At 48.9% G+C, this 24577-nt stretch carries 26 protein-coding genes and 1 riboswitch; of the genes, 9 read left to right on the top strand and 17 right to left on the bottom strand.

The genetic code is table 11. The annotated features are described in order from the left end of the window. Window positions 1-436: 436 nt before the first annotated feature. From AB1L17_RS26805 to AB1L17_RS26795, 3 genes are all read right to left on the bottom strand, one after another. Window positions 437-865 (bottom strand): BrxA/BrxB family bacilliredoxin, encoded by a 429-nt coding sequence (locus AB1L17_RS26805; RefSeq protein ID WP_412848004.1) that lies wholly within the window; start codon window positions 863-865, stop codon window positions 437-439. Between the two features lie 89 nt (window positions 866-954). Then, window positions 955-2625 (bottom strand): ribonuclease J1, encoded by a 1671-nt coding sequence (rnjA, locus tag AB1L17_RS26800; protein ID WP_412848003.1) that lies wholly within the window; start codon window positions 2623-2625, stop codon window positions 955-957. 99 nt (window positions 2626-2724) lie between these two features. Then, window positions 2725-3492, bottom strand: a complete 768-nt coding sequence (locus AB1L17_RS26795; protein ID WP_412848002.1) for a hypothetical protein — start codon at window positions 3490-3492, stop codon at window positions 2725-2727. A 66-nt stretch (window positions 3493-3558) separates the two neighbouring features. Between AB1L17_RS26795 and AB1L17_RS26790 the strand changes: the two genes are divergently transcribed. Beyond that, window positions 3559-3933, top strand: a complete 375-nt coding sequence (locus AB1L17_RS26790) for a YqzG/YhdC family protein (RefSeq protein ID WP_412848001.1) — start codon at window positions 3559-3561, stop codon at window positions 3931-3933. 6 nt (window positions 3934-3939) lie between these two features. Here AB1L17_RS26790 and AB1L17_RS26785 read toward each other — a convergent pair whose 3' ends face one another. Both AB1L17_RS26785 and AB1L17_RS26780 read right to left on the bottom strand, forming a co-directional pair. After that, a complete protein-coding gene (locus tag AB1L17_RS26785) occupies window positions 3940-4566 on the bottom strand; it encodes an SCO family protein (RefSeq protein ID WP_412848000.1) in 627 nt (208 codons plus the stop codon). Window positions 4567-4645: 79 nt separating this feature from the next. After that, window positions 4646-4957 carry a rhodanese-like domain-containing protein gene (locus AB1L17_RS26780; protein WP_412847999.1) on the bottom strand — a complete coding sequence of 104 codons (312 nt, stop codon included), beginning with the start codon at window positions 4955-4957 and terminating at the stop codon, window positions 4646-4648. Window positions 4958-5292: 335 nt separating this feature from the next. Continuing rightward, a riboswitch (SAM riboswitch) is annotated at window positions 5293-5399 on the top strand. A 90-nt stretch (window positions 5400-5489) separates the two neighbouring features. On the opposite strand from AB1L17_RS26780, the gene AB1L17_RS26775 reads away from it, so the two are divergent. Further along, window positions 5490-6794, top strand: a complete 1305-nt coding sequence (locus tag AB1L17_RS26775) for a homocysteine synthase (RefSeq protein ID WP_412847998.1) — start codon at window positions 5490-5492, stop codon at window positions 6792-6794. A gap of 67 nt (window positions 6795-6861) precedes the next feature. Here AB1L17_RS26775 and AB1L17_RS26770 read toward each other — a convergent pair whose 3' ends face one another. The 12 genes from AB1L17_RS26770 to AB1L17_RS26715 form a co-directional block, all read right to left on the bottom strand. Continuing rightward, window positions 6862-6963, bottom strand: a complete 102-nt coding sequence (locus AB1L17_RS26770) for a TasA family protein (protein ID WP_412848008.1) — start codon at window positions 6961-6963, stop codon at window positions 6862-6864. Further along, complete coding sequence (locus AB1L17_RS26765; protein ID WP_412847997.1) at window positions 6956-7450, bottom strand: TasA family protein; 495 nt, start codon at window positions 7448-7450, stop codon at window positions 6956-6958. The genes AB1L17_RS26770 and AB1L17_RS26765 overlap by 8 nt, the downstream gene beginning before the upstream one ends. Before the next feature lie 72 nt (window positions 7451-7522). Beyond that, on the bottom strand, window positions 7523-8116 hold the full coding sequence (locus AB1L17_RS26760) for a TasA family protein (RefSeq protein ID WP_412847996.1): 594 nt from the start codon (window positions 8114-8116) through the stop codon (window positions 7523-7525). Window positions 8117-8367: 251 nt separating this feature from the next. After that, entirely contained in the window at window positions 8368-8967 is a 600-nt protein-coding gene (locus AB1L17_RS26755) for a signal peptidase I (RefSeq protein WP_412847995.1), read from the bottom strand. A gap of 204 nt (window positions 8968-9171) precedes the next feature. After that, entirely contained in the window at window positions 9172-10035 is an 864-nt protein-coding gene (locus AB1L17_RS26750; protein ID WP_412847994.1) for a hypothetical protein, read from the bottom strand. Between the two features lie 12 nt (window positions 10036-10047). Further along, window positions 10048-10713, bottom strand: a complete 666-nt coding sequence (locus tag AB1L17_RS26745) for a hypothetical protein (protein WP_412847993.1) — start codon at window positions 10711-10713, stop codon at window positions 10048-10050. Beyond that, window positions 10706-12043, bottom strand: coding sequence for a TasA family protein (locus AB1L17_RS26740; RefSeq protein ID WP_412847992.1), 1338 nt, complete (start codon window positions 12041-12043; stop codon window positions 10706-10708). The genes AB1L17_RS26745 and AB1L17_RS26740 overlap by 8 nt, the downstream gene beginning before the upstream one ends. Before the next feature lie 36 nt (window positions 12044-12079). After that, on the bottom strand, window positions 12080-12613 hold the full coding sequence (locus tag AB1L17_RS26735) for a signal peptidase I (protein WP_412847991.1): 534 nt from the start codon (window positions 12611-12613) through the stop codon (window positions 12080-12082). Between the two features lie 166 nt (window positions 12614-12779). After that, window positions 12780-12977: a hypothetical protein gene (locus AB1L17_RS26730; RefSeq protein ID WP_412847990.1), complete on the bottom strand. Its 198-nt coding sequence runs from the start codon at window positions 12975-12977 to the stop codon at window positions 12780-12782. A 96-nt stretch (window positions 12978-13073) separates the two neighbouring features. After that, the gene (locus AB1L17_RS26725) at window positions 13074-14228 is read right to left on the bottom strand and encodes an HD-GYP domain-containing protein (RefSeq protein WP_412847989.1); all 1155 of its coding nucleotides are present in this window, start codon (window positions 14226-14228) and stop codon (window positions 13074-13076) included. Window positions 14229-14276: 48 nt separating this feature from the next. After that, a complete protein-coding gene (locus tag AB1L17_RS26720; protein WP_412848007.1) occupies window positions 14277-14891 on the bottom strand; it encodes a response regulator transcription factor in 615 nt (204 codons plus the stop codon). 1 nt (window position 14892) lies between these two features. Beyond that, on the bottom strand, window positions 14893-16446 hold the full coding sequence (locus AB1L17_RS26715) for a sensor histidine kinase (RefSeq protein WP_412847988.1): 1554 nt from the start codon (window positions 16444-16446) through the stop codon (window positions 14893-14895). A 273-nt stretch (window positions 16447-16719) separates the two neighbouring features. Between AB1L17_RS26715 and AB1L17_RS26710 the strand changes: the two genes are divergently transcribed. The 7 genes from AB1L17_RS26710 to AB1L17_RS26680 all read left to right on the top strand — a co-directional run bounded on the left by AB1L17_RS26710 (window position 16720) and on the right by AB1L17_RS26680 (window position 24563). Then, window positions 16720-17769, top strand: a complete 1050-nt coding sequence (locus tag AB1L17_RS26710) for an ArsR/SmtB family transcription factor (protein WP_412847987.1) — start codon at window positions 16720-16722, stop codon at window positions 17767-17769. Beyond that, window positions 17766-18998 carry an MFS transporter gene (locus AB1L17_RS26705; RefSeq protein ID WP_412847986.1) on the top strand — a complete coding sequence of 411 codons (1233 nt, stop codon included), beginning with the start codon at window positions 17766-17768 and terminating at the stop codon, window positions 18996-18998. Before AB1L17_RS26710 ends, AB1L17_RS26705 begins: the two co-directional genes overlap by 4 nt. A gap of 47 nt (window positions 18999-19045) precedes the next feature. Then, complete coding sequence (locus AB1L17_RS26700) at window positions 19046-19984, top strand: AAA family ATPase (protein WP_412847985.1); 939 nt, start codon at window positions 19046-19048, stop codon at window positions 19982-19984. A 4-nt stretch (window positions 19985-19988) separates the two neighbouring features. Then, complete coding sequence (locus tag AB1L17_RS26695) at window positions 19989-21179, top strand: DUF58 domain-containing protein (RefSeq protein WP_412847984.1); 1191 nt, start codon at window positions 19989-19991, stop codon at window positions 21177-21179. After that, on the top strand, window positions 21176-22504 hold the full coding sequence (locus AB1L17_RS26690; protein WP_412847983.1) for a DUF4129 domain-containing protein: 1329 nt from the start codon (window positions 21176-21178) through the stop codon (window positions 22502-22504). The genes AB1L17_RS26695 and AB1L17_RS26690 overlap by 4 nt, the downstream gene beginning before the upstream one ends. Before the next feature lie 150 nt (window positions 22505-22654). Next, window positions 22655-23752 (top strand): ArsR/SmtB family transcription factor, encoded by a 1098-nt coding sequence (locus AB1L17_RS26685; RefSeq protein WP_412847982.1) that lies wholly within the window; start codon window positions 22655-22657, stop codon window positions 23750-23752. Between the two features lies 1 nt (window position 23753). Then, window positions 23754-24563: an ABC transporter permease gene (locus tag AB1L17_RS26680; RefSeq protein ID WP_412847981.1), complete on the top strand. Its 810-nt coding sequence runs from the start codon at window positions 23754-23756 to the stop codon at window positions 24561-24563. Window positions 24564-24577 lie beyond the last annotated feature (14 nt).

Raw genomic sequence — 24577 nt, 5'->3', positions numbered from 1 at the left:
ATTAAATGATATCACAAGTACAGAGAAGATTTTAAAAAACTTGACAAACTATTAGCTGGTTTTCTCCTGTTTCCTCTACGAGCTTTCAGTGCTATCCGATTTTATTAAGCCTTAATAGATTGAAGAATGTGATCCGTTACGCCAGAGAAGAATATTTCCAGACGTAGCGACTTGTGGAGTCCTACCGAGCGGAGGAGGGATTCGCGGGCAACAGAAACGCAACGTGCCCCTACGACGTAGCGGCTACCTCTTTTGCGTTTCCCCGCGAATCCCTTCGGAGCGGGCAGTCCACACTTCCCCGTGGGACGGAGCACTGAGCCTAGTCTGGAAATATTCTTCTCCCCACCGCAGCCACATCAGAAGGCGCGACCACGTTTTTGCGAAAAGTCGTCAAAAAGACGCCCGTTACCGAGCGCCTTGTGAGGTTCATGCTTTCTTATTTGTAAGTATCGTATGCGTTAGTCAACAAGCCTGCGATTGTACCCAGATCGTTGTTCTCGATCTGATGACGCTCGATCATCGTCATGATTTTGCCGTCTTTCAAGATCGCGAAGGATGGAGAAGATGGAGCATAGCCTTCGAAATACTCACGAGCTTTTGCTGTCGCTTCCTTGTCTTGTCCTGCGAATACCGTAAAGATGTTATCTGGCTTCGTAGTGTGGTTCAAGGAATGAACAACTGCCGGGCGAGCGAGTCCTGCTGCGCAGCCACAAACAGAGTTTACTACGACAAGTGACAAGCCTTTTGCGTTTGGCAGTGCTTGTTCTACTTCTTCAGCAGTACGGAGCTCTTGAAAACCGTTGCGAGTCAACTCATCGCGCATCGGTTGAATTACTTGGCTCATATATGCTTCATAAGACATCATTGGGCAACCTCTCCTTTGTATCACGTGTTCAACTTACTTAGTATTATAACCCGATTGTACCTACCCGAGAAAGCAGAAGTGGTGACCAGCTACACTTCCATCAAAATGGTCAGGATCATTGGATTTCGGCCTGTTTTTTCGTAAATGAACGGCTTGATCACTTCATTAATCTGCGACTTCAGCTCAGACCATTCCTTGATTTTCTTATCCAATGCTTCCTGCAGACGTCCACGAACGAGCTGTGTCGCTTCCTGAATCAAGGATTCCGAACCTCGTACGTATACGAAGCCGCGGCTGACGATATCTGGTCCCGTCAAAATTTTAAAGTTCTTCATATCGAGGCTGACAACCACGACCATCAAGCCATCCTCAGCCAAATGCTTGCGATCGCGCAGGACGATATTGCCCACGTCGCCGATACCACTGCCATCAATGAGGACAATCCCTGCTTGTACCTTGCTGAGCCACGCTTTTTCGCGGTTGCAGTTCAGCACTTCGCCGTTGTCCATAATAAAGATGTTGCTCTCCTCGATCCCAACCTGTTGGGCCAGCTTCGAGTGAGTCTTGAGCATCCGGTATTCCCCGTGGATCGGGATGAAATATTTCGGACGAATGAAGTTGAGCATGAGCTTCAACTCTTCGCTGCTACCATGGCCCGATGCGTGAATATCAAATTCGTGACTCAATACGACGTTGGCACCTGCACGGTACAGCTTGTCTATCGTGCGGCTTACGTTAATCGTGTTGCCCGGAATCGGAGATGCAGAAATGATCACCGTATCTTCCGGATAAATGGAAACAGTACGATGCGATCCGGAAGCAATCCGGGTCAACGCTGCCATCGGCTCACCTTGACTGCCCGTGCAAATAATCAGCACCTGGTTGTCTGCGTAGTTGTCGATGTGCTTAATATCAATCAGCATGCCCTCTGGCATCTGGATATAGCCCAACTCTTGTCCAATCAAGAAAACCTTTTCCATACTCCGGCCAATGACCGCTACTTTGCGATTGCACTGCTCGGCAGCATCTACCACCTGTTGCAGGCGATGCACGTTAGAAGCGAAGGTAGCGAGAATAATGCGTCCACGCGCTTTGCGCACCACATCGAGAATCCCTTCCCCTACCGATCTCTCTGACATCGTAAAGCCAGGCCGTTCACTGTTCGTACTGTCGGACAAGAGGGCCAAGACATCACCGGTCGCACCAAAACGTGCAATTTTCCCGTACTCCGTTGTCTGTCCGACTGGTGTCATGTCAAACTTGAAGTCACCCGTGTGAATGACCATTCCCTCTGGTGTATGGAGCACAATTCCCAGGGAATCAGGGATACTGTGGTTCGTCCGGAAGAATGTCGCCTTCAGCTTGGCAAAAGGGATTTCCGTATCTTCCGAAATGGGAATCAGCTTCACTTCATTTTGCAAACGGTGCTCTTCCAGCTTCGCCTTAACCAAGCCCAGGGTCAGACGACCACCATAAATTGGCACCTTGATTTGCCGTAAAATATAAGGAATCGCACCAATGTGATCCTCATGTCCGTGCGTTAACAAAAGTGCTTTGATCTTGTGCTGGTTGTCCACTAAATACGAAACATCCGGGATAACCAGATCAATACCGAACATTTCATTCTCGGGGAATTTCACCCCGCAGTCAATGATGATGATTTCGTCCTCATACTCGACGCAGTACATATTTTTTCCGATCTCGCCGAGGCCGCCCATCGCGAAAATCTTAACGTCGCTCAAACTCTTTCCTCCTAACATCGTCGTGCATGATTATGGGAACCCGAACCAAGCATGCCATTCTTATTATATCACAACGGAAGACGTTCGTTTCACACAGTCTTGTCAATTGATACACATTCATCTTCGGTCAATAATCGAATACTGATACTCCAAACCGGTAACTCGTTCATCAGTAACGACACTTGCTCTTGCCCAAAAGTCTTTGGCGTGGGAATCTTCCGTCCATACCTCCGTGATTTCGCCTGAAGCGAGCTCCAGTGGCTTTGCCTCGATTTCTTTTAAGACTGCGCCGCTTTTGTTTTGCAATCGCAGCTTCAAATCGATCTCCATCGGCTTATCCGATTGATTCCGAACCAGGATCAGACTGGTATAAGGATACCCGGCACAATTTTTGGTACAGTCTTGTCTGCTGTATACGATGGCGAGATCAATCGGCTTCTCATTATCCAGCTCCGCGGAATTCCATCGATCTTTTGCTTTTTGTACCACTGTGACGTACTCCATCTTCTTCAGAAATGGTCCCATTCCTAAAAAGGCTGCCGCAAAAAAGCTAAACAAGCCAAAGGCTGTGCAAAGAAAGACAAGATTCATCTTCCAAAACTGCTTTCTCATCATAAACAAAAAAACAATGTACATGAGAATAAAAACAAACACCAACAGGATACAAAAGTATAAAAATACCTCCAGTTCAGACTCCGTAGGAAGAACCGGAATGCCATACCTCACTTGCCAATATACATTCGCGACGAAGCAGCCTCCATAAATCAAAACCGCCGAACCAATCGTAAGCCCCCACTTTTTCCAGAACGGTGGCTTTTGAAATATCGCCGCAAGAACCCCACACAAAAGGGGAACGGCAAATAAAGGAATGAGCAAGTAATGCATGAAATACCCCCCGTACTCATTGTCATTATTTTCTACGAATGATATTCCGAAAAGTCTTCAAAATACATGACAAACCATCTAGAAAAAGAAAGGGATAATGAGATGGAAGCCGTTCGACGTATTCTTCGCTCTCGGTACATCATGTCTCTTCTTTCCACAGGGCTTGTGTTGCTCCTGCTCCAGCCCCTACCTATTAGTGCGCAGCCATCGTATGCAAAATGGGGAAGACTGGCGATGCAAGAAACTATGAAACGATATCCCAATGCGCAAATCGTGGACTACTTGCACGTCGGACGAATACAAAAAACACCCACCACGTCGGAAGAGACGTTTAAGCTCTTGCTTCAAGAAGGCAATCGCAGGTGGGCGCTACTCGTTCATATTGAATTCGTGAATCATACCGAAGATGTCGTGAGCATCTCTTATGAGGAAACTACTTAATCAAAACTAGTCAGCAAGTAGTTCCATTTCTTTCATCATGACTTCCATGTCCATATCGGCTGCCATCCCGTACGCGCGGCGCATGTTTCCGTCGCCATCCACGAGGAACATGCGAGCCGTATGGGCATAGGAACCGTCTGGATTCTTCATAACCATCATGCCAAAATCCTTCGTCACTTTCTCTACAGCCGCAGCGTCCCCACGCAGGAACTTCCATCCGCTCTGGTCCGCCTTGAATTTGGCTGCGTATTCCTGCAAGACTTCAGGCGTATCATTGTCAGGGTCAAAGGAAACGGAAATAAACTCCACTTTATCTCCAAACAGTCCCTTTTCCTTTAATTGATCCTGCAGCTTGGCCATGTTGTACGTGGTCGCAGGGCAAATATCCGGGCACTTGGTAAACATAAATTCTACCAGACGTACCTTACCAGCGCTTTCTGAAAATTTATAAGTAGTACCATCACTATTGTCTAAGTTGAAGTCCGCGATGGGCTTCAATACCTCGATTTTTTCCTGTGTCATATACTTATAACCAAATACTCCGACGATAGCCAAAATGATAACACCAGCTAATATAGTGAACCAATGGCGCTTCATACCTGATTCCTGCTGTAATTGTGTTCCTTCACTCACGAGCTGCTTCCTCCCTGCTTGTCCAATGTGTGTCTGCCTCCTCCTCACGCGCTGGAGGCAAACACACCGCTTCTATATACTACCGTTCAATTTCACCTGGCCATGCGAGCATGCCGCCAACCATATTCGCCACGTCATAACCGTGGGCGCTCAAATACTCTGTAGCATTATGGCTTCTGGCACCACTTCGGCAAACCATCACGACCGGAATGTCCTTATCCAGCTCTTCCATACGATGCGGCAAAAAACCGAGCGGGATCAGCTTTGCCTCTTTGATATGACCTGCATTCCACTCATCGACTTCGCGTACATCAATAACCTGCAGTTCTTCCTTGGCTTCCAGCTTTTCCAACAGCTCTTGTGGCGTAATTTCTTTTACTCCATTGCTCATCGTGATTTATCCTCCTATATATGTACGATTAGATCAGTTATAACCACCTCCATGATATCACACGCTTTTTTTATTTTCTAACGGGAAGAGAGCGTTTGCACACCTAGCCTCACTCCTGCGCGAATGCTCCGTATTTTCTATCTTTATCCTATCACAAACCACCTATTTCGCCCCTGCGGTAGCCACACCGGATGTGAACAGCTTGGGGCAAAACCGTTACAATTTGAAGGCAAAGGTTGCCAACCCCATCCATATATACATAAAAACCTCCCTGATAACTGTATATTCCACATTGACAGAGAGGGATTATTTTCTTACAATTACGACAACAATTAATTTCATCAAGAGCGGTGGAGGGACAGGCCCTACGAAACCCGGCAACCAGCAGGCTATCTGCATGGTGCCAATTCCTGCAGAATCCAATGATTCTGAGAGATGACAAATGCCCGTGAATGACCGGAGCCTTCTTCTTCTCAGGAGAATGCTCCGTTTTTTTATTATCCTATTTTCCATAGAAAAAGGAGAGATGATCATGTCCGACCAACAACAATGGAAGCCAGAAACACTCGCTGTACACGGGGGGCAGGAGGTTGACCCTGCAACAGGATCACGTGCTGTCCCGATCTATCAGACGACCTCCTACGTCTTCCGTGATACGGAGCATGCCGCCAATTTGTTCGGCTTAAAAGAGTTCGGTAACATCTATACACGCATCATGAATCCAACTCAAGATGTATTTGAAAAGCGCGTTGCCCTACTCGAAGGTGGCGTTGGCGCATTGGCGACCGCATCCGGGCAAGCTGCCATAACGTTTGCCATCTTGAATATTGCGCATGCAGGGGACGAGATCGTCGCTTCCAGCAGCCTGTACGGCGGTACCTACAACCTGTTCGCCCACACACTCCCCCGCCTCGGTATTAAGGTTCATTTCGCTGATCAATCCAATCCCGAAAATTTCCGTGCACTCATAAACGAACGGACAAAAGCTGTTTTTTGCGAGACCATCGGCAATCCGCGCATTGACGTCGCTGATATCGAAGCAATCGCCAATATTGCCCACGAAAATGGCGTGCCTTTGATCGTGGACAACACCTTCGCAACTCCGATTTTGTGCCGTCCTTTCGAGCATGGGGCCGATATTATCGTGCACTCCACAACCAAATTTATCGGTGGCCACGGAACGGCCATTGGCGGTATCATCGTAGACTCTGGAAAATTCGACTGGAACAATGGAAAATTCCCGGGCCTGACCACTCCAGACCCAAGCTACCATGGCGTCGTCTATACCGAAGCTGTCGGTCCACTCGCGTATATTATCAAAGCACGCGTCCAGCTCCAGCGAGATATTGGAGCAGCAGTCGCCCCGATCAATTCCTTCTTGTTCCTCCAAGGATTGGAGACCTTGCATCTGCGCATCGAGCGGCATAGCCAGAACGCCTTGGCTGTAGCACAATTCCTCGCGAATCACTCTGCAGTCGAGTGGGTGAGTTATCCGGGGCTTGCGTCAGACTCCCATCATGAATTGGCACAAAAATATTTGCCAAAAGGCGCTGGAGCGATTCTGACCTTTGGTATTCGTGGTGGTCTTGAGGCAGGAAAGACTTTGATCGAGTCTGTGAAGCTGTTCTCCCATCTGGCGAATGTCGGGGACTCCAAGTCACTTATCATTCATCCAGCCAGCACAACACATCAGCAGATGACGGAAGAGGAACAGGTGGCTGCCGGCGTGACCCCTGGACTGATCCGCCTATCAGTCGGTACAGAATCCATCGACGATATCATTTCTGATTTGGAGCAAGCATTGCAGCGTGCGTCGCAATTATCTACGGTTGGATAATAGCGAACATATAATAATAGAAGAAGCACGTAGCTCCCTGACAGAGTTACGTGCTTCTTTGCTTGTATTACAATTCTGATCCTTTGCCTTGGAACGCTTCCAGATTCCACGTAAGGCTTAAGCTGTCGCCCTGGAATACGTTCTGATCCTTGCCGTTTTCTTTAAAGATGAACTTTCATTGCGATCGTATCCTCATCGCCCACCGGGAGCTTCTTCAAGCTCGTGTACAGGGTCGAGATGTCAGGTGACTGGCCGTTGGTTGTTTTCCGTTGCAGCTCTCCCAAGGATTCGTTTAACAAAATAACTTGTCCATCACTCGTCAAAAACTCTACATACAAATGGTCGCCGAAGTCTTCTGTACCGTTGTCACCCTTTGCGTCCGTTACGGTGTATTTGGAATGCATCAGTACTTTTTCGATGTCCAGTGTTCCGGAGTTCTTAATGGTAAAGTAGCGAACCATATAATCTCCCGGCTTGATGTTTTTCACATCATACACCACTTGCTTGTTCACGGATAAATCGAGCGTGCCAGCAGCGAATGTATTGTTGACCACTTCTTGGTCGCTGAAGTAAGCAAAGGTTGCTCCTCCTACCAAGGCGCTACCTACGCCCACTGCCGCGAGTGCGAGCATAAACTGACTCTTCCACTTTTTCATAGGTCATCTCCTCATTTGTAAAACGAAGGTGGGAAGCTCCCACCTTCGTTTACCATCGATTTATCGTTTATCCTAGATTTCTTTTCCTTTTGTTTGTGTAGCATCAAATGTCCAATCCAATTTGACCGAGTCACCTTGGAATACGTTTTGATCTTTATCGTTTTCAACGAATTCGATTTCAACGCGGATATCATCAATTTCTTTTGGTTTCAGCAATTCACCAGTGCGCTCAAAAAGAGACTTCAGGAGGTCAGGACGATCTTTCCCTTGTTTTGACTGCAATTCTGCGAGTGTATCCGACCAAACGATTGTGTCTCTGTTATCGATGTTATAAATAATATTTACTCTCAGATGTTTGCCCAGATCTTCTCCGGCGTTGTTATTATTTGCATCTGTCACTGTGTACTTGGAAGTCAAGAACACATTTTGAATGTCTAACGTTCCGTTGTTTGTGATCTTGTAAGATCTTTTTGCTTTATCTCCTGGCTTCATGTGCTTGAGGTCAAATACTACGCTAGGGCTGACTGCCAGATCCAAAGTACCTGCTGCAAAGGTGTTTTCCACTTTCTCTTGATCACTGAAGTATGCAAAAGTTCCGCCGCCGATCAGTGCTGCACCCAAACCTACTGAAGCCAACGTTACTGCGAATTGTTTCTTCAAATTCATTGGATAATTCCTCCTATGGGATGATTGCTTTTCGTTGTGGCACCCCGTATTTGGTGTGCCTTACACTTACAATCTTACTGATTTCGCCCGTTTCCAACTTCCTGCATCAGGGTGAAAAAAGTAGGAGAAGTCGGATGAACTCACTCTACAACTACTCCGCTACCTTTCCTCATACTTGAGTATGAGAGAAGAACATCCAGACAGAAAAAAACGCCAAGGCATTCACCTTGACGGAAAGTTCCAGATAATAATCAGCTCGTTTGTGCCCCAGCTTCCTTCATCATTTTGAATAGCTTCATGACTTGGCTTACGATTAAATAGATTCCCGGAACCCCTAAAAATACGAGCATCCCTACTTTGGAACGGATGAATTCAATTAAATAGCCGAGCAACGGTACATAATACTCTACTTGTCCAATCAATCGATCTTGCGTGACAGGCACGGTGTCATTCCCGTTGTTGGCATCGCCTCTCGTAATTAGCCCTTGGCTGGCGACCTCCACAACCCGGTGTGTAATCGTCAAATCGTCTTCGTTTTTAAAGGTGACAATGTCGCCTTGCTTGATGTCTTCGAACTTGACCGGCTTCACTGCGACGATGCTGCCCGTATCAAAAGTCGGTGCCATTGATCCGCTCAGCACTACCATAATCTCGCTACCAAACAAGGTTGTCTTTCCACCGTTCAGTTTACTCGCAAATAGAAATCCGGAGAGAGCAATGACTAGCACAAGAAAAAGAGTAGTTGCATAGGATAAGCACTTTTTGAGAATGACCACGAATCCATTCCTCACTTTCCGTTTCAGTTCATTGATCTTATTGTACGGATTTTCCTTCACGCGAACTTCCATCATCAGGTTGGATCAAGCTCATCCTGAAGTATGAGTTGGCCTCTCCTACTAAAAAGACCCAGCGACATGAAATCGCTGGGCAAGTATGGGGTATTTTGTGAAAAACGTCCCCTCTCATCGGGGGATTGAAACATCTCGACGTTTTTCATGAAACAAAATTGACCGCTAGCGGTCAGTCAAAACGGTCATGACCGTTTTGCGGCCCCCTCACTTGGCCAAATCCACAGGCTGCGAATCGCCGCCAGCTTCTCCCGCATCATCGCCAGGCGAAGAAGGGGTTTCCGTAGAGGGTGAATCGGGTGGAGGTGCGTCTTCCTCCGGTTCCTCTGGAGTTGGCGGTGCCGGACCGCTTGAATCCGTTGGTGGTGTTGTAGGCGACCCACCATCTGTTGGCGGTGGAGGAGACGTTTCCGATGAGCCTCCTCCAGGTGCAGGCGTTTCAGGTGTAGATGGCTGGTCTGGTTGTCCTGGCTGATTCGGTTGATTCGGTTGATTCGGTTGATCTGGTTCGGTTTCTTCTTCTATATCTGTGGTAGTGCTATACGATGTGCGAATCGTTAGTGGAATCTTTTTGGTGTAGAATCCCCCAAGTGCGGTGACTTGAAGCTCCCCTTTTTCCGTTTGTGATTTTTGCCCAACCTTTTGCCGATTATGGGTGATGCGAAACTGGAAGCCTTCTTCTTTTTCTCCTTCAGTTGGTTCTATCAGCTCGACTTTTACTTCGTCTTCAGCTATGCCTGTCACTGTTACATTTTCCAAGCCCAAAACCAGATGCTCACGCTTGGGCGTAAAGGTGATTCGTGCTACGCCTTCATCGATAGTAATCGTCGTATGAGAAGATTGTGAAGTAGTGCCGCTCGCACTTCGCTTCCGGACCACTGTTTTGTGTTTGGTCACTTCTGTCGTTACAACAAGCTCTTCCACGTCCGTCACAAATACATCTTCATTGGTTCCAGTAGAAATAGGGGACTGCTGCTTCTTTTCACTGGTTAAAAATGAGAAGGTCGTTTCCAGGTGGCCAATATTCAGCACAAGAGTAGCTGCAACCAGCCCGATCGCCAGTTTTTTCAAGATCCCATCCCCTTATTCCGCAAAAATCGAATCAGCTGTCGCCTGTTTCGCTAAAAACCGCACTTCCAGTTCTGCACTAAGAGACTGGAATGAATGATCCACACCTACTTCTGGCAAATAAACAGTAATGAAAAATGATTGATCCGCTTCATCGGCGTTCATTGTTTTTTCTGTTCCATTTGGCTGAATCAGACCCGCTGTGCTCTGATGAAGCTCGCGTACCAAGCCATCATAAATGACCTCCTTGTCCTGCTCAATCTTCATCCGCAGTACTTCTTCCAGCTTTTGAGCCGATCCGGGTACTCCCGCATCTTTTACCTTTGCTACGATCTTGTAATTGAAATCGAGATCGCTTTGCCCATTCGACAGGGTCGCCTTTATTTTCCTGGAGTCACCAGGAATCATCCGGGACAAGTCTACCGTCTGATTCCCTCCCCTCACCACTTGCCACTCACTCCCAAAGCTGCTCTGTGAAATATCGAGCAAACCGACAGCGAATTCATGTCCGGCATCCTTTGCTTCCTCCCACATCCAGCTGTAAGTGGTAGCCGGTTGCCCCCACAAAGACAAGGTCACCCCGATTAAAAATACACATCCAATAGCCTGATCACGCAACGCTCTTCTGCTCGCGCGTGATTTTTCCCGTTTTCTCGAACGACTGTCTTGTTCCTTACTCATATTTGTTGTTTTCCAGATACATGTCCGCTTTCTGCAGATGGAGAGCCAGCTTCGGTGTTGCGTTGCCTTCCTGCGCGATCTCCTTAAATCCGTCAATGCCATCACCTACCCGGACTCCGTCGCTTTCAACCGCGTGCTTGTTCACTTTCGTAAAATCGTTATTCACGATTTGGACTTGTGTAGCTTCTGTATTGGCGATTACAACGGCGTGATCTCCGCCATTGAACGTATTGTTGGCCAAAAGTACGGCGCGGATCGCCTGATCGAGAACGATTGCCTGCGTTGGCCCTTCGAAGACGCTGTCCTTTACCGTCAAGCCTTCCAGGTAGTTGCCTGCTTCTGTATTGGTGTCCGTATCCGCTTCTGTTTGAGCATCAGCCTGCTTGCCACCTGATTTGGTCTGGATCGCTACATCCAATCCGCCGTCAAATGTACAATTGCGGAAGCTGACATTGGAACCAACCAGTATGCCTGTCCCGCTACCATCAAAGCGGATTCCTTCAAAGGACGCATTGCTTATTTCCAGCTCATTAGCGTTGATGACGACTTTCCCTTCTTTGCCAGGTGCTGCTTTCCACGTAATATTTTTCGGCAAATCCAATCCGCTCAAATCATAGGAGCCTTCCGCCAAGATAAAGGTCATCCGTTTTTGACCGGCACCGTCTGCATCCTTGGCACTTTCCTCTTTTTCTACTCGTTTCGCCAGTTGCATCGTCTCCAAAAGAGCCGATCCACTCAAGTCAGCAGGCGTAAATGTCATGACTGGCCCGCCTTGCGCGAAGTAATCACCATTCTCTTGCTGGGTCGCGAGGAATCCGAAATTGACGTCCGCTGATTTTTCCTGAACCTCATTTCCTGTGCTCTCCGGGAGGTACACGGTGAAATTCAGCTCATCCCGTCCACCCTTTTCCAGCTCAGGGATGATGACATTGGCTTGTGTCAGCGTGCTGATTCGTCCATGGTACAGCAGTTCACCATCGCTGCCTCTGCGAATCTCCGCCACCAGCTGATCGTACACAACATCATCACCCGCGGCTTTTTCTGCCAGCAGGGCGTACTTCACTGGCACGTCGCTCTCGTTTTCTACGCGCAATGTCTTCTCAAGACGGACGCCCGGTAAAAACGGTTGGTCATCCTCTGCCTGGAACTTCGCCATGCTCTCCCCGAGGCTGATTTTTAGCTTGCCCGCAGCAAAGGTAGCACTGCTCTGTTCCTGGCTCGTAAAGTAAGCATATGTACCAAAACTGGTGCTGGCAGCGATTGAGCTGATGAATGCTGTCCCCACCAAAATTCGTTTCCACGGCCAATTCTTCACTTGTTCCCACTTCATGCTTGTCTCCCCCTCCACGTTCGTTTCGCAACCTCTTTACGTTTGAATCGGATCTTGGCTGTTGCTCGGCTGGTTTGTCGTGCGTCTTTTTGAGAAAACGAGATACATGACAAAACCTGCGAGAATAAGTAGCATGACCAAAGGCTGTTTCAATAGCTGTTGTAGTAAAGCAGCAAACGGGATTGTAAATACGACCTGACCGATCAGTCTGTTCGGATCTGTCCAGCCGCCATCCGCCTCCTGGTTGGCATCGCCTTTTGTTTGGAGATAACCGTTTTCCAGCCGCTGTATGACGCGGTGCGTAATTAACGAACGAGATTGATCGTCCTTCCAGTACGTGACAATATCACCCATCTGCGGGACGGTGCTTTCATAGCGCTTCACAATGACCATGTCTCCGGTGTTAATGGACGGCTCCATACTCCCTGTCAAAACAGATAGCACCTTCCACTTGCCGATTCCAGGAATACCATCAGCGTTCAAGCGGCTACTCGCGAATAAAAAAAGATTGATGATCATAAAAAATGCCAGTAACACGATGCATGTACGCTTTACCCAGATTCTTCCCACACCGCTCACCTCTTTGTTTCATTGTACGTGGTTGTATGGACTTCATCTTCCACCACCGGAAGGACTGTGCGCACTCACAAGTTGGAACATTTTTAGCGTTCAGAATGACCGCATCTCATACTGAAGGAGGAGGGAACAAAAAAAACTGCCACATGGGCAGCTTTCACTAACAGCTAGTATCTTCTTTTACATCACTCAAGAGGAACTGATACGCGCCTTTTGCTGGTAGTAATTCGGCATCGTGCTCGGCAGGGATCGCCTTTTGCTCTGTAATATTTGTCCCGCAATATGGACAATACCACGAATACGAGTCGCCACTGCTGTACGATAATTCCTTACAGACCAGACATTTTTTCTGCATCATGCTCATGTTCCTCCCCTCTCTATTATTTTCGCAAGAGTAGAGGCTCATGCCCATCCGAAATCAGATTGGTTGTGAGGTAGCTGTCAGTCTGAGATGTTACCCGACCATGGGCGGGACATTCGATACCCGGGTAGGAGAATGAATCTGTACAGCACGGGCAAACGCTCGCACTACTTTTTCGTCGTAGGCAGTACCTGCCATCCCGCAAATCTCTTCAAACGCTTGCTCCAAGCTCACCGTTTCCCGATAGGCTCGCGGCGCAGTCATGGCCAAGAAGCATTCTACAATCCCAAGTATTTGCGCCAACAAGCGTATGTCGTCTCCCTTTAGCTTGTTCGGATACCCTGACCCGTCATATTTCTCATGATGATCCTGTAAGGCAAACACCACACGGGTAAAGGCCGGATCATCCCGAAACATTTCATGCCCGAACAGGCAATGCTCCTGAATGATCTGGAATTCAAATGTCGTCAGCTTCTCCCCTGTCTCAAATACATAGTCGGGAAACTTGATCCGACTGACGTAATGCAGAAGCGAGAGGAGCTTGATTTCCCAGTCTTGGACCTGTTCCTGCGGGAATTCGAGCAGCATCCGTTTCATCAAGCGGCTCATTTGTTCAATTTCTTTGCTGCTTGTCTGTGTCTTCCTCTCCACGATCGGCACGAGCGTATTGAGCAGCGTAATAGCCGCTTCACGATTGTACGCCTCTGCAGACAGCCTGGACTCCCCCGCCACCTTTATCATGGTCAAATGTCCAGCCCAAGCACATAAGGCACTTCCTCCCGCCATGATCATCGAAAAGAAGACGTTCAAGGTGATGGTCTCCTCATTTCCATAGCCTAGCGAGCACGTAAAAATGAAATAGCTGACCGCTCCCCAAACAACCAGAAGTACACGGTCGAGAAAGAAGCTGAGGAAGATCGGATAGAGCAAAAAAACAAACCATATACCCGCGAACTGATGCGGATTATACAAGCTTAAAAATAACAACAAGGATAGCCCCAAAAAGGCAGAAATATGATTCGAGTACATATCCGGAATCACGTATCGCTTGTGCAGCACATATACGGTCCAGCTAACAGCTGCGCATGCCGCAAGTCCAAGTTGTGCGTTCCACTCCGATGCCATAATGCCTAGTACATGTAAAAATAATGCCATGAAGGAAGTCAGACTGACGAGAATGGATATCCAGTAGAACATCCCATTCGCCAAAATCGATGAGTAGTTACGGTTCTTTATTCGGAGTTTCATAGACAACCCCCTCTTCACTGTTTTCTAGGAATGCGGGTAAGTCATCTGTTAGCGTGGAACTTTGACGAGTCCTTTTTTCAAGGCATACAACACTGCCTGTGAACGATTCGGCTGTCCCGTTTTGCGTAAAATACTGCTGACATGCGTCTTCACTGTCGCTTCCGAAATGTATAGCTGCGCGGCAATTTCTTGATTGCTCAAGTTCTCGACGATCAATTGAAAAATTTCCTGCTCCCGATCGGTGAAGGCGATATCGTTTTCGTCCTTCTTTTTTCGTTGGAGCTTGGATTGGAAGCAAGAGTATCCCATCATGACCATGTCCATCGTATGCAAGATTTGTTCTGGCACTGTATCCTTCATGATGTACCCGTCTATATTCGATTCCAATGCACGAAAAACATCCTCACTCTCGTCATAAGCCGTCAGAATCAGCAGCTTGATGTCGGGGAGCTGCTCCTTGAGCATTTTGCAGCTGTCAATGACGGACGCCCCGGGCATTTTCAGATCAGACACGATTAAATCCGGCTTAAGCGCGAGTGCTTTCGTCACCAGCTCATCGCCATCGCTCGCCTCATCGATCACCGTGTACCGGGGGGAGCTGTCCAGAATCATTTTCAGCCCTTCACGTACAATCCGATGATCGTCCACCAATAACAATTTCACTTTATCCAAACATCTCCACTCCTCTTCTCGGTATGATCGCAGTAACCTCGGTTCCTTCTTGGGGCTTGGAGCGAATGTGCAGGGTTCCCCCTACCTCATTGATTCGTTCCTTCATCCCAATGACTCCGTACGTATCTGCTCCGTCTTTTTCTTCAGGCAAAAATCCGATCCCGTCGTCTTTCACACGAACTTTCACTTGCACCGAGGAAGCCTCCACACTGACCGACAAATTTTGGGCACGGGCGTGTTTGATCGCATTTGCCGCAGCTTCCTCCACCATTCGGTAGATCGCATCGAGCACCACCAGCTCCTCCTCGATCACATGCCCTTTGGCGGAGAAACGAATTTGCAGGTCTGTTCCTGCCGTCATTCGTTTGAGCAATTGCTCGATGGCCTCAGCAATTTGCTCGGACTCACGGAACTGACGCAAATGAGTGATCGTGTGCCTGACTTCTTGATGACACCACTTGATCCTCTCCTCAATCTGCCCGATCCGTTCGTCTACCGTGTCCCTGATATCCTCCGGGATGGTGCGCTTCAACTGGTATAGCTGTGCGGATAAAAAAAACAGCTGTTGGGCGAGACCGTCATGCATGTCCTGTGCTAGCTTTCGCCGCATATCGTTGTGGAGCGATTGCGCCATTTCGTAACGTGCACGATTCTGTTTCCCTTGCTGACAAATGATCGCGGATATAAACAGCAACAAAATTCGATCAATCCGGTACAAGCCTCGCTTGGGATTTATGGAGTAAATCAAGCACCCCCACGCTTCCCCATCCATTCGAAGCGGGATACATGCGTACGAATCCTCTTTGCCCGTATAGTCATTGAGCGCCTGCACAGAAAAACGTCTCCACTTATCTGCACCGGCATCGAGCAGTGTATTGAGAAAAAACTCGCGCTTCCAATTCCCCTCTGCATCATGCTCTTGGTACAAGCATAAATACGCTTGCTGGGCATGGAAGACTTTCCGTACCATGCGCTCTGTCACTGAGCATAGATGGCTGGCAGGTACGGATGCGACTTTTACGAGAAACAAATAGACTTGATAGGACTTGGCGTAGAGATACCGCATCAGCCGTAAAACGGCGCGAGCCCAAAATAAAACACTGACCCAAATGGTGATATCTAGCAGCAATCGAAGTTGGTTGAGTCTGGTCTGAGAGAGGATCATGGTGAAGTCAATGAATTCCGGGAGAAGCGAGATGGCGACAACAAACAATCCAACAATGAGAAGAAGCTGCTCTAACCGCAGGATAAGCATCAGCCAAAGCAGCGTCGTGTAGGCGAAGAGCATAAAAGGACTGTCCCATTTACCTGTCTGGACGATAAAAAATAAGGCAATTGCCATGTCAATGATTCCAAGCAAAAACCACGACCTCTTCGGAATCGCATAGACGAGAATGACCGCGTAGAGGGTAGTAACCATGAGAGATAAGATAAAAACACGGTAATCCCAATTCGGTGCATTCATGTAAAAAAAGAAAAAAGCCAATAGCAAGACCCATTGGAAGAGGTACATGACAAGGCGGAACTCATATAATAGTCGGTTCATCCGAGATAGGCTCCAATCCTATTGTCCAAACAAATCTGAAAATACATATCTATCGTACCGTAAATGAGCGAAGCAAGACAATATATGAAAAATGTCGAATGGCGAAATAACTTTCCAGTCATATAGACCTATCCGCCTATAAAACTCTATCAAACTACAACGGGACTATAGTCTTGCATAAAAACATCCGAAACTCTATTCGAAAATTATTGAATTTATAATTCGATATTTTTATAATGCTGATATAAGAAAATGTTGGAGGGGTTGATAGACGTGAAAGTTTTGAACATCGGGAGTGAACGTACCACCTATCGGGTTGAGATCTCGTATTCTCCTTTATTCGAAGCTGCTTTGGGAATCGCTGCCGCTACCTACGATCAATTGCACCACACAATGGAACACCCTTCTGTTTACTGGCGTCAGTTGTTGGACGAGCTAGCACCATCCGTCCGACGAGAGGTTGACTATGCGAAGGAGCACAATACGTGGAAGACGCTTCTGCAATTGCTCGATCTATATCCATTCGCTGATCTGGATTCGTTTCTCTCGTATGTCCGAGAGCTTTCCACGGAACAGCTGCGATACGAGGCACTCCCTTTTTTAGGAGAACATTTGCAAGAAGCACGTCGGAACGCTGCACGAGGAAGCGAGGCAGACCTTGCCATTATGCAGGAGGCTTGCCGCTCGCACCTCTTTTTCGAATCGTACATTGCACATATTGCTTCTGTGAATGCAGAAGAGCTGCGGGGTCATATTCTCCTTTTGATGGAAGGGTGGTATACCACTCACATCAGGCCGCGTGAAGGAGAAATCGTTCGCATGCTAGAGCGGGATTGGTCACAAAAGCAAAGCAAGCTAGGGAAGCTCAGCTCAGAAGCCTTGGTGGAGTATGCGACAGGAACGAGCTATCTCCCTGAACCTGCCGTGACACGAGTGCTGCTGATCCCACAAGCAATCTATCGCCCTTGGACGGTACAGGCGGATGCAGTGGGGACGAAAATTTTTTATTACCCTGTTGCCGATGAAAATTTGCGTGATGTCGCAGATCCTTATCAGCCACCTCCTTCACTGGTGCAAGCATTAAAGGCACTGGGCGATGAGCATAGGCTGCGCATGGTCAAAATGCTGGCGGAAAAAGATCTGAGCCTGCAAGAAATGACGGATCATCTCTCTATGGCAAAATCGACTGTACACCATCACCTCTCCATGCTGCGTTCGGCTCATCTCGTCGAAACGGTAGGGTCCCGTTACAGACTCCGCCGCCGAACATTGGACAAGCTCCCCCTGTTGTGGGATGAATTCTTGGACAGGAGTACTCCATGAACCAAGCCCAAGCAGCAGTACCGGCTTCTGTCTGGCAGCAGCGTTCGTACCGTTGGATTCTCTTCGGACAGCTCATCTCCGAGCTGGGAGCCTCCCTCGGTACTCTCGCCAATAGCTGGTTAATTTACCAGGCGACAGGCTCACAAAGCGCCGTCGGACAGATGTGGCTACTCTATTTCGTGCCTTCACTTGCAATCCAGTTGATCGCCGGACCGTACATCGACCGATTTGATAAAAAGCGCGTCATGATTTTTTCTCAATGGATGAGAGCTGCTGCGTTTGGCTTGTCCTTTGCCGTCATTACTTCCGGGACAGACTCGCTATGGCCGCTGTATTTCACTGCCCTGATCAATGGTCTCGTTCAGCCGCTGTACGTGCCCGCTAGCCAGGCACTCCTCCCTGCTCTTGTCAACAGAGAGCAGTTGCTCCAAGCAAATGCCTATTTGGATAGCGCCCTGCGAATTTCCTTGATTCTAGGTCCTCCTTTGGGTGGGGTGCTTGTCGCAAGCATCAGCGGTGCATCAGTCCTCGCATTCGTCGCGATCAGCTATGCACTGAGCGGTTTCTTCCTTGTCCTCTGTCAAAATGTCTCCGAGGAGTCGTCCAAAGCGAAGCAAACGTGGTTCGTCATGTTCAAGGCAGGTCTCTCCATTTTTTGGCACAAGCCGCTTCTGCTCTGGCTCGGACTGTACTCAGCTCTCGTCCAGTTTGCTGTAGGGGTCACGCTCGTACTGAATCTGCCTTTTGTAGCAGGCGAGCTTCACGGCACCTCGTTTCACGTCGGCTTGTTTTTGGCTGGCTATCCGTTGGGGTATTTATTCGGCTCCTTACTAGTGCCACGATTCGGAAAAAGCTTCGGACAGCCTCTCATTATGCTGGGCTCACTTGTACTGGGTGGCACAAGCTTTGTCGCATTAGGCTTTACACATGACTTATGGCTCGCCATCACCATCGAGCTACTGGCTGGTCTGTTTGCCCCTTTTTTTCAGGTACATAGTACAAGCCTGTATCAGCTTCACGTTCCTTCTGAGCTCATGGGGCGTGTACTGTCCGTCCGCCTGCTCATCGTGCGCGCGACGATGCCCGTCGGAGTTTGGCTTGGCGGACAGCTCAGTGATCAGGTTGGGATTCGTCCTCTTTACATCTCCGTAGGTGCATGTATCGTAATCGCGTCATTAACCGGTATACTATTTCAAAAATTTGTAAAAAACAGGATATTCCCTGTATAATGAGAACCGTATGACTCCTCATTATAGATACGAAAAGGAGGATTTTCATGACTCATCCGACATTGGATAGCCTGTTGCACGCCGTCAGTCGTGTCATCGTGGGCAAAGAAAGCCAAATCTGCCTATTGGTAACAGCTATGCTCGCTCGCGGTCACGTATTGCTGGAGGACTTGCCTGGAATGGGAAAAACCGTGCTGGCGAAAACGCTAGCGCAAGCGATTGGCGGCTCATACAACCGCCTGCAATTTACCGCAGATTTACTGCCGTCTGATGTCGTCGGACTACATGTATTCAACCAGCGCACAAGTGAATTCGAACTGCGTAAGGGACCTGTTTTTGCTGACATCTTGCTCGCTGACGAAATAAACCGTGCGACGCCCAGGACCCAATCCGGCTTGCTGGAATGCATGGAGGAACGCCAGGTTACCATTGAAGGTGTCACCTTGCCTCTTCCCTCGACCATGCTGGTCATCGCTACCCAAAATCCAATTGAATCGGAAGGGACCTATCCGCTGCCGGAAGCTCAGCTGGACCGTTTTCTGTTCAAGCTGTCGCTTGGCTACGGTACGCGAGAGGATGCCAAGGAAATATTGCGGAGATTCCGCAGCACATCACCACTAGAAGACATCGAACCAGTTATCACTGTCGAGCAAATCGCCGCTCTGCAGCGAGAGGTTACGACCGTTCATGTCAGCCAAGCGGTAGAAGACTACGTCATTGACCTGACGGAAGCGACCCGCCAGCATCGCTCTGTAGAGGTGGGCATTAGTCCGCGTGCCATGCTCGCCCTGTTGCGATCAGCTCAGGCATACGCATTCGTTTCTGGTCGCACCTATGTTTTGCCGGATGATGTGAAAGCAGTGTTCCCAAGTCTGGCTGCCCATCGTATTCGGCTCTCCATGGACGCAGAGCTGCATGTGACGGAGCAGGAAGTCGTGGAGCAAATCTTGACCAGCGTCCCCGCTCCTGTCGAAGAAAGCGTGTAGCGCTATGAACACCAAGCAGACCTTCCATGTAATCGGTTTTGTCTTGCTTCTCTTCGCCCTTTTTTCCGGTCACTGGTTTCTCTTTTTATTGGGGGGCTTTTTCTTTTTCATGCCTGCCGCACAAGAATGGTGGGCCAAATCCATGTCCAAATGGGTGACGTTAGAATGGTCCAGCGATCTTACGCGCGTCATGTCTGGAAAACCCGTAACCATTACGGTTCGCTTGCACAATCGTTCGTGGCTGCCTTTGCCTGCGACCTGGCTTCGCTTTACATTGCCGGAGCATGTATCTGTCGACGGTGCGGACGAGGTGCGAACATACAATCATCGGACCAACGTTCGCCTTCGCTTTGACCTGCCGATGCGCCAAAGTGCCACTCGCACCTTGCTTCTCATCCCGAACAAGCGAGGCACGGTCTGGCTGACAGATGTTCAATCAGAAACGTTACCGTTATTTGGCGAGGAGCTCACCGCTATGACGCTGTCTACTTCTTTTTCCTTGCTGGTCTATCCGTCACCGCTTGCTCTCTTTCCCATTGTGCTCAATGAAACGGAACCAGACGGGAATCGTCTTTCTCGTCAGCGACAGCAGGACGATGTCACTTTTCAACGCGGTATCAGGCCTTATATGCCAGGCGACCGCCTCAAGCACATCCATTGGAAGGCAACCGCCAAAACAGGCTCACTGGAGACGAGACTTTTCGAGTATACGGCTCATCCAAGCTGGCGGATCGTCGGGCATATCCTGCCCTACTATGAAGCGATGCTGCAAAAGAATAACGAAGCCGCAAATGAACGGACAATCTCTTGTCTTGCGACTTTGTCTGTCCTGTGCCGAAGAAAATCGGTCGGATACGAGCTGTATCTCAACGTGAAGCAACGGGGACGTGAGTATTTCCATTTACCTGCGGGCAGTGGTAAAGCACACCACCTGCACGTCATGACTCATCTGGCGCAAATGCACCATTTCGTGACGACACCTCTGGTACCACTTCTCCGGCGGTTGGAGGGGGCGACCGTGAAGGAAGCCATTCTTATCGTGACACCGCGTATGGATCAATCGGTACAAGCCTCGGCGGAACGCCTTGTTCAATGCGGTCATGAGGTTGCTGTGGTAGATGTCTCTTCTGACACTGTCTTCATCAAGCGCTTTGACCATTCTCGCTTGAAAAAAAGGAGGATGGTGATGCGATGACACTCTCGTTAATGGGCCGCTGGACGCTCGCCTTTTGGCTGGAAGCACTGCTTATTGGCGTTTGCCTGGTATTGTTCGGTTATATGACAGCAGGCTTTGGTCAACTGCTCTCGTTTTGCCTCGTCGCGGCGATTCTGCTCATAGGTGGAAGCTGGTTGTATCATGGTGGCGGCGGTCGCTTGATGCTCCACCTGATCCTGTATCCAATCGTGCTTGCAGTCGGTGTATCCAGCTTTTACCTCTACGATTCCTGGCTTATCGCTTTGATACTGGCTGCTGTTTATTTTTGGAGAGTCCAAAGCGCGGCCTCGGAAGGATACGGACGATACAGTCTGCAACGCAGATTTGTTCTGGCTTTGATGGCGGGCTTGATGCAGCTCGTGATAACGGTACTTTACACCTCGGTTGTTGACTCGGATTCCTATTCACCCGCTGCCTCTTTTTCCATGCTCGTGCTCATTTCACTCAGTTATGTCTTAATTGCGATCGGGGCATTCGTGCTGCGGGAAGAATCTCTCCCTACGCAACTGCCTGCTCGCCTCAGCTTGATGCTTGCCAGTCAAGTGCTCGGCACTCGCCTTGTTTTGATCACTGGCTTTTTGGCAGTCGGTTCTATCACTCTTGCTCTTCTCCATTGGATATGGACTTCGATTAAAGAGCCACTTGCTACTGGACTGTACACGCTCTTTGAGCCCGTGCTGATTCTCATCGTGGAATTGATGGAGAAACTGGCCGAAAAAGCGAATACAAAGCAGGATAACATTAATGACTTCCTCAACATGATGGCAAGAGATGCAGAGAGGCCCAAGGAACAAATACCGCTTGGAGAATCACTCATTTCTGTTCTAGAGCCATACTTCATCGCTGGCTTCATCCTCATCGGTGTATTGCTGCTCGGCCGATACATATGGAAAAAGCGCTTCACAGGGACAACTACACAGGAGAAAGAAGCAGTTGCTGCTCATACAGCCGTGTTGACCGCTGTTCCACCCTCTGTTCGTGAAGAAAGTACAGATGGCGACACTGCCAAATGGTTCAAACAGCCAGTCGGCCCAGAGGATGACCCCACCCGGTACGCCTACTATCAATTTCTCGTCCTCATGGAGCAGCAAGGAATGCCGATCGAGCTGCATGAGACACCACAGGAATTTCTCAATCGTCTACGCAATCAGTCCTTGTTAGATGCAGGCCAACTGGATGCAGTTGCAAACATTACCCGTTACTATCAACAATACCGTTATCAAGAACAGTCACTTCCTGAAGCTGAATTGACAACGATGCAGCATAGCGTGCAGATGCTCGGCTCTAGTTTTCCTGAAAGGTAATCTGATACACAACCGCGTGCTCCCCGTGAGCCGTGGTTGTTTTCTTTTCTCTTGACATCGAAGCCCCCCTCCTGCATAATTTCTTCAATTTTGCCCGCTTGCAAATTGAATTCACCCATTGGTTAATCAAAAGAGAAAGGAGGATGCTCCGTGCAAGATTTGCCTACTTGGCTACGCAAGCATCTTAACGTGGCTTACATACCCGGCTATGAGTTTTTGCTCAGTCTTCACGTGCTGTCCAATCCAAAGCATCACAGCTCCCGCTTGAATTGGGCGGAGGAGCTGCTCACCGTTATGCCTGCTTCGCTCTTGGAAAAGCTGCGCTATTTCAGCTCCATGTCCAATCAGTTTCTCGATGCTATGGATTTCCTGGTGCCTTGGGAGGAAACGTTCGAGCATTCCGTGGAAGCTGCACTGGAGCATGTGCAGGCAATGGATGCTGGCGATTTTGCGCAGCTCATGATTGGGCCTGTTTACCATCCCAGACAACTGCACGCATGGATACAAGGACGGACAGACGAGGTATTTGATGAACTAAAACCGGAGCATCGGGAGCTTTTGCGCCATCCGTTGTCGACTAAGCGCAGCTTTTTGGAGTTTTGCTACGACTACCTCCCTCATTTTCAGGCAGAGGAGCGTCGGATTGAACCATGGCTTGTCCGTGCCGTACATGAAGCACAAGAGCAGATAAAGCTAGATCCGAATGGTTTTTTGTCGCACGTACATCCTCGCTTGAAGGTGCACGAAGACTTCGTACAATTCCATAAGGCAAAGACGTATACGTTTGGCTATTCTGAGCTGGCTCGTATTCATTTGCGAGTCTCTACTTTTGTCTCACCCCACTTATTGCTCGGCATTTACGAGGACCATATCTCGGTGTGCTTGTCCGTTGACGTTCCCGGTACTTCAGCCACATCGGTTATTCCCGCTGATTTTATCAACAAAATGAAGGTGTTCAGCGATCCGACGCGGACGGCGATTCTCAAATCGTTATTGGCTCACCCCTACTGTACGCAGCAATTGGCTGACCTGCACGGCATTAGTGAGCCTGCTGTCAACAAGCACTTGAATCTGTTGGTAGACACAGGCTTTGTCTGGAGTGAACGTCGAGGCCGTTACGTGTTTTACCGTGCCATTGCTTCGCGTCTGGAGCAGCTCGCGGTTGATCTGCATGAGTTTATTGATATGCCTGTTCCCGGACTTGGCTCTCCACCTGCTTCACCACATCCCCCAGAACGGAGGAAATAGCGTGCTTCATGTCGCCAAAGCAACTTTTATCCGCAATACACGTGTGATGTTCCGTGCCTATCCTTGGTCATTTGTGATCGGACATATTTTTTCCGGGGTGTATACGGTGCTGTTCGCCTTCTTTGCCTATCACTATGTCTTTGTCGGACAGCTGAACGAGAGCTTCGTGCAAATGACCGGTTCGCCCGATTACTTGTCGTACGCCATTCTGGGAGGGGCCTTTTATGCCTTTGCCGTCTCGACCTTGATGAATGTCAGCCGCTCGCTTATTACCGAGCTGCGGGAGGGAACCCTGGAGGCTGTCTTGCTCACGCCCTCTCTGCGCAGAGGGTACTTTCTGGGGAATGTCACCCAGCAGCTCATGCGTACTTTGTTTGAATTTTCGGTGATTGTGGTTGTAGGGGCATTATTCGGACTCACTCTCACTCATACGAACGTGTGGAGCGCCGTCATTGTCTGGGTTTTGTCCACTGGCGCATTTTTCTGCCAGGCCCTCGTGTTGGGCAGTCTCATGCTATGGTTTCGCGATACGTACATCACGCAAAACACCCTGTTTGCGGTTATGGCTTTTGTGAGTGGAGTGACGTTTCCGATTCCGTACCTGCCAGAATGGCTTCAGCCGCTCGGACTCATCATGCCGCTCGCACCTGCACTGGACGCTTTTCGACAATGCGTGATTCAAGGCGCGCCACTAACCGCCGTTTCACCACAGCTGTTGCATATGGCGGCCCTCTCCCTCATCTATCTCGTCATCGGTGTGTGGGGCATCCGCCGGATGGAAAAACGCGTCATGGAATCGATTTTTGGATAACGAGATTACTGGGA

The sequence above is a fragment of the Brevibacillus jepli genome, from assembly GCF_047229145.1.
Classification (GTDB): Bacteria; Bacillota; Bacilli; order Brevibacillales; family Brevibacillaceae; genus Brevibacillus.
The sequence above is the reverse complement of the archived record's forward strand: the minus strand, read 5'-3'. Positions and strand labels throughout refer to the sequence as shown.

What these genes read in the sequence shown, in the direction of transcription:
- AB1L17_RS26780 (WP_412847999.1), bottom strand. Translation starts at nt 4,957, where the DNA reads ATGAGCAATGGAGTAAAAGAAATTACGCCACAAGAGCTGTTGGAAAAG.
- AB1L17_RS26805 (WP_412848004.1), bottom strand. Translation starts at nt 865, where the DNA reads ATGATGTCTTATGAAGCATATATGAGCCAAGTAATTCAACCGATGCGC.
- AB1L17_RS26715 (WP_412847988.1), bottom strand. Translation starts at nt 16,446, where the DNA reads ATGAACCGACTATTATATGAGTTCCGCCTTGTCATGTACCTCTTCCAA.
- AB1L17_RS26740 (WP_412847992.1), bottom strand. Translation starts at nt 12,043, where the DNA reads ATGAAGTGGGAACAAGTGAAGAATTGGCCGTGGAAACGAATTTTGGTG.
- AB1L17_RS26745 (WP_412847993.1), bottom strand. Translation starts at nt 10,713, where the DNA reads ATGAGTAAGGAACAAGACAGTCGTTCGAGAAAACGGGAAAAATCACGC.
- AB1L17_RS26690 (WP_412847983.1), top strand. Translation starts at nt 21,176, where the DNA reads ATGACACTCTCGTTAATGGGCCGCTGGACGCTCGCCTTTTGGCTGGAA.
- AB1L17_RS26725 (WP_412847989.1), bottom strand. Translation starts at nt 14,228, where the DNA reads ATGAAACTCCGAATAAAGAACCGTAACTACTCATCGATTTTGGCGAAT.
- AB1L17_RS26730 (WP_412847990.1), bottom strand. Translation starts at nt 12,977, where the DNA reads ATGATGCAGAAAAAATGTCTGGTCTGTAAGGAATTATCGTACAGCAGT.
- AB1L17_RS26705 (WP_412847986.1), top strand. Translation starts at nt 17,766, where the DNA reads ATGAACCAAGCCCAAGCAGCAGTACCGGCTTCTGTCTGGCAGCAGCGT.
- AB1L17_RS26765 (WP_412847997.1), bottom strand. Translation starts at nt 7,450, where the DNA reads ATGAAAAAGTGGAAGAGTCAGTTTATGCTCGCACTCGCGGCAGTGGGC.
- AB1L17_RS26775 (WP_412847998.1), top strand. Translation starts at nt 5,490, where the DNA reads ATGTCCGACCAACAACAATGGAAGCCAGAAACACTCGCTGTACACGGG.
- AB1L17_RS26700 (WP_412847985.1), top strand. Translation starts at nt 19,046, where the DNA reads ATGACTCATCCGACATTGGATAGCCTGTTGCACGCCGTCAGTCGTGTC.
- rnjA (WP_412848003.1), bottom strand. Translation starts at nt 2,625, where the DNA reads ATGTTAGGAGGAAAGAGTTTGAGCGACGTTAAGATTTTCGCGATGGGC.
- AB1L17_RS26790 (WP_412848001.1), top strand. Translation starts at nt 3,559, where the DNA reads ATGACAAACCATCTAGAAAAAGAAAGGGATAATGAGATGGAAGCCGTT.
- AB1L17_RS26760 (WP_412847996.1), bottom strand. Translation starts at nt 8,116, where the DNA reads ATGAATTTGAAGAAACAATTCGCAGTAACGTTGGCTTCAGTAGGTTTG.
- AB1L17_RS26755 (WP_412847995.1), bottom strand. Translation starts at nt 8,967, where the DNA reads ATGATGGAAGTTCGCGTGAAGGAAAATCCGTACAATAAGATCAATGAA.
- AB1L17_RS26795 (WP_412848002.1), bottom strand. Translation starts at nt 3,492, where the DNA reads ATGCATTACTTGCTCATTCCTTTATTTGCCGTTCCCCTTTTGTGTGGG.
- AB1L17_RS26695 (WP_412847984.1), top strand. Translation starts at nt 19,989, where the DNA reads ATGAACACCAAGCAGACCTTCCATGTAATCGGTTTTGTCTTGCTTCTC.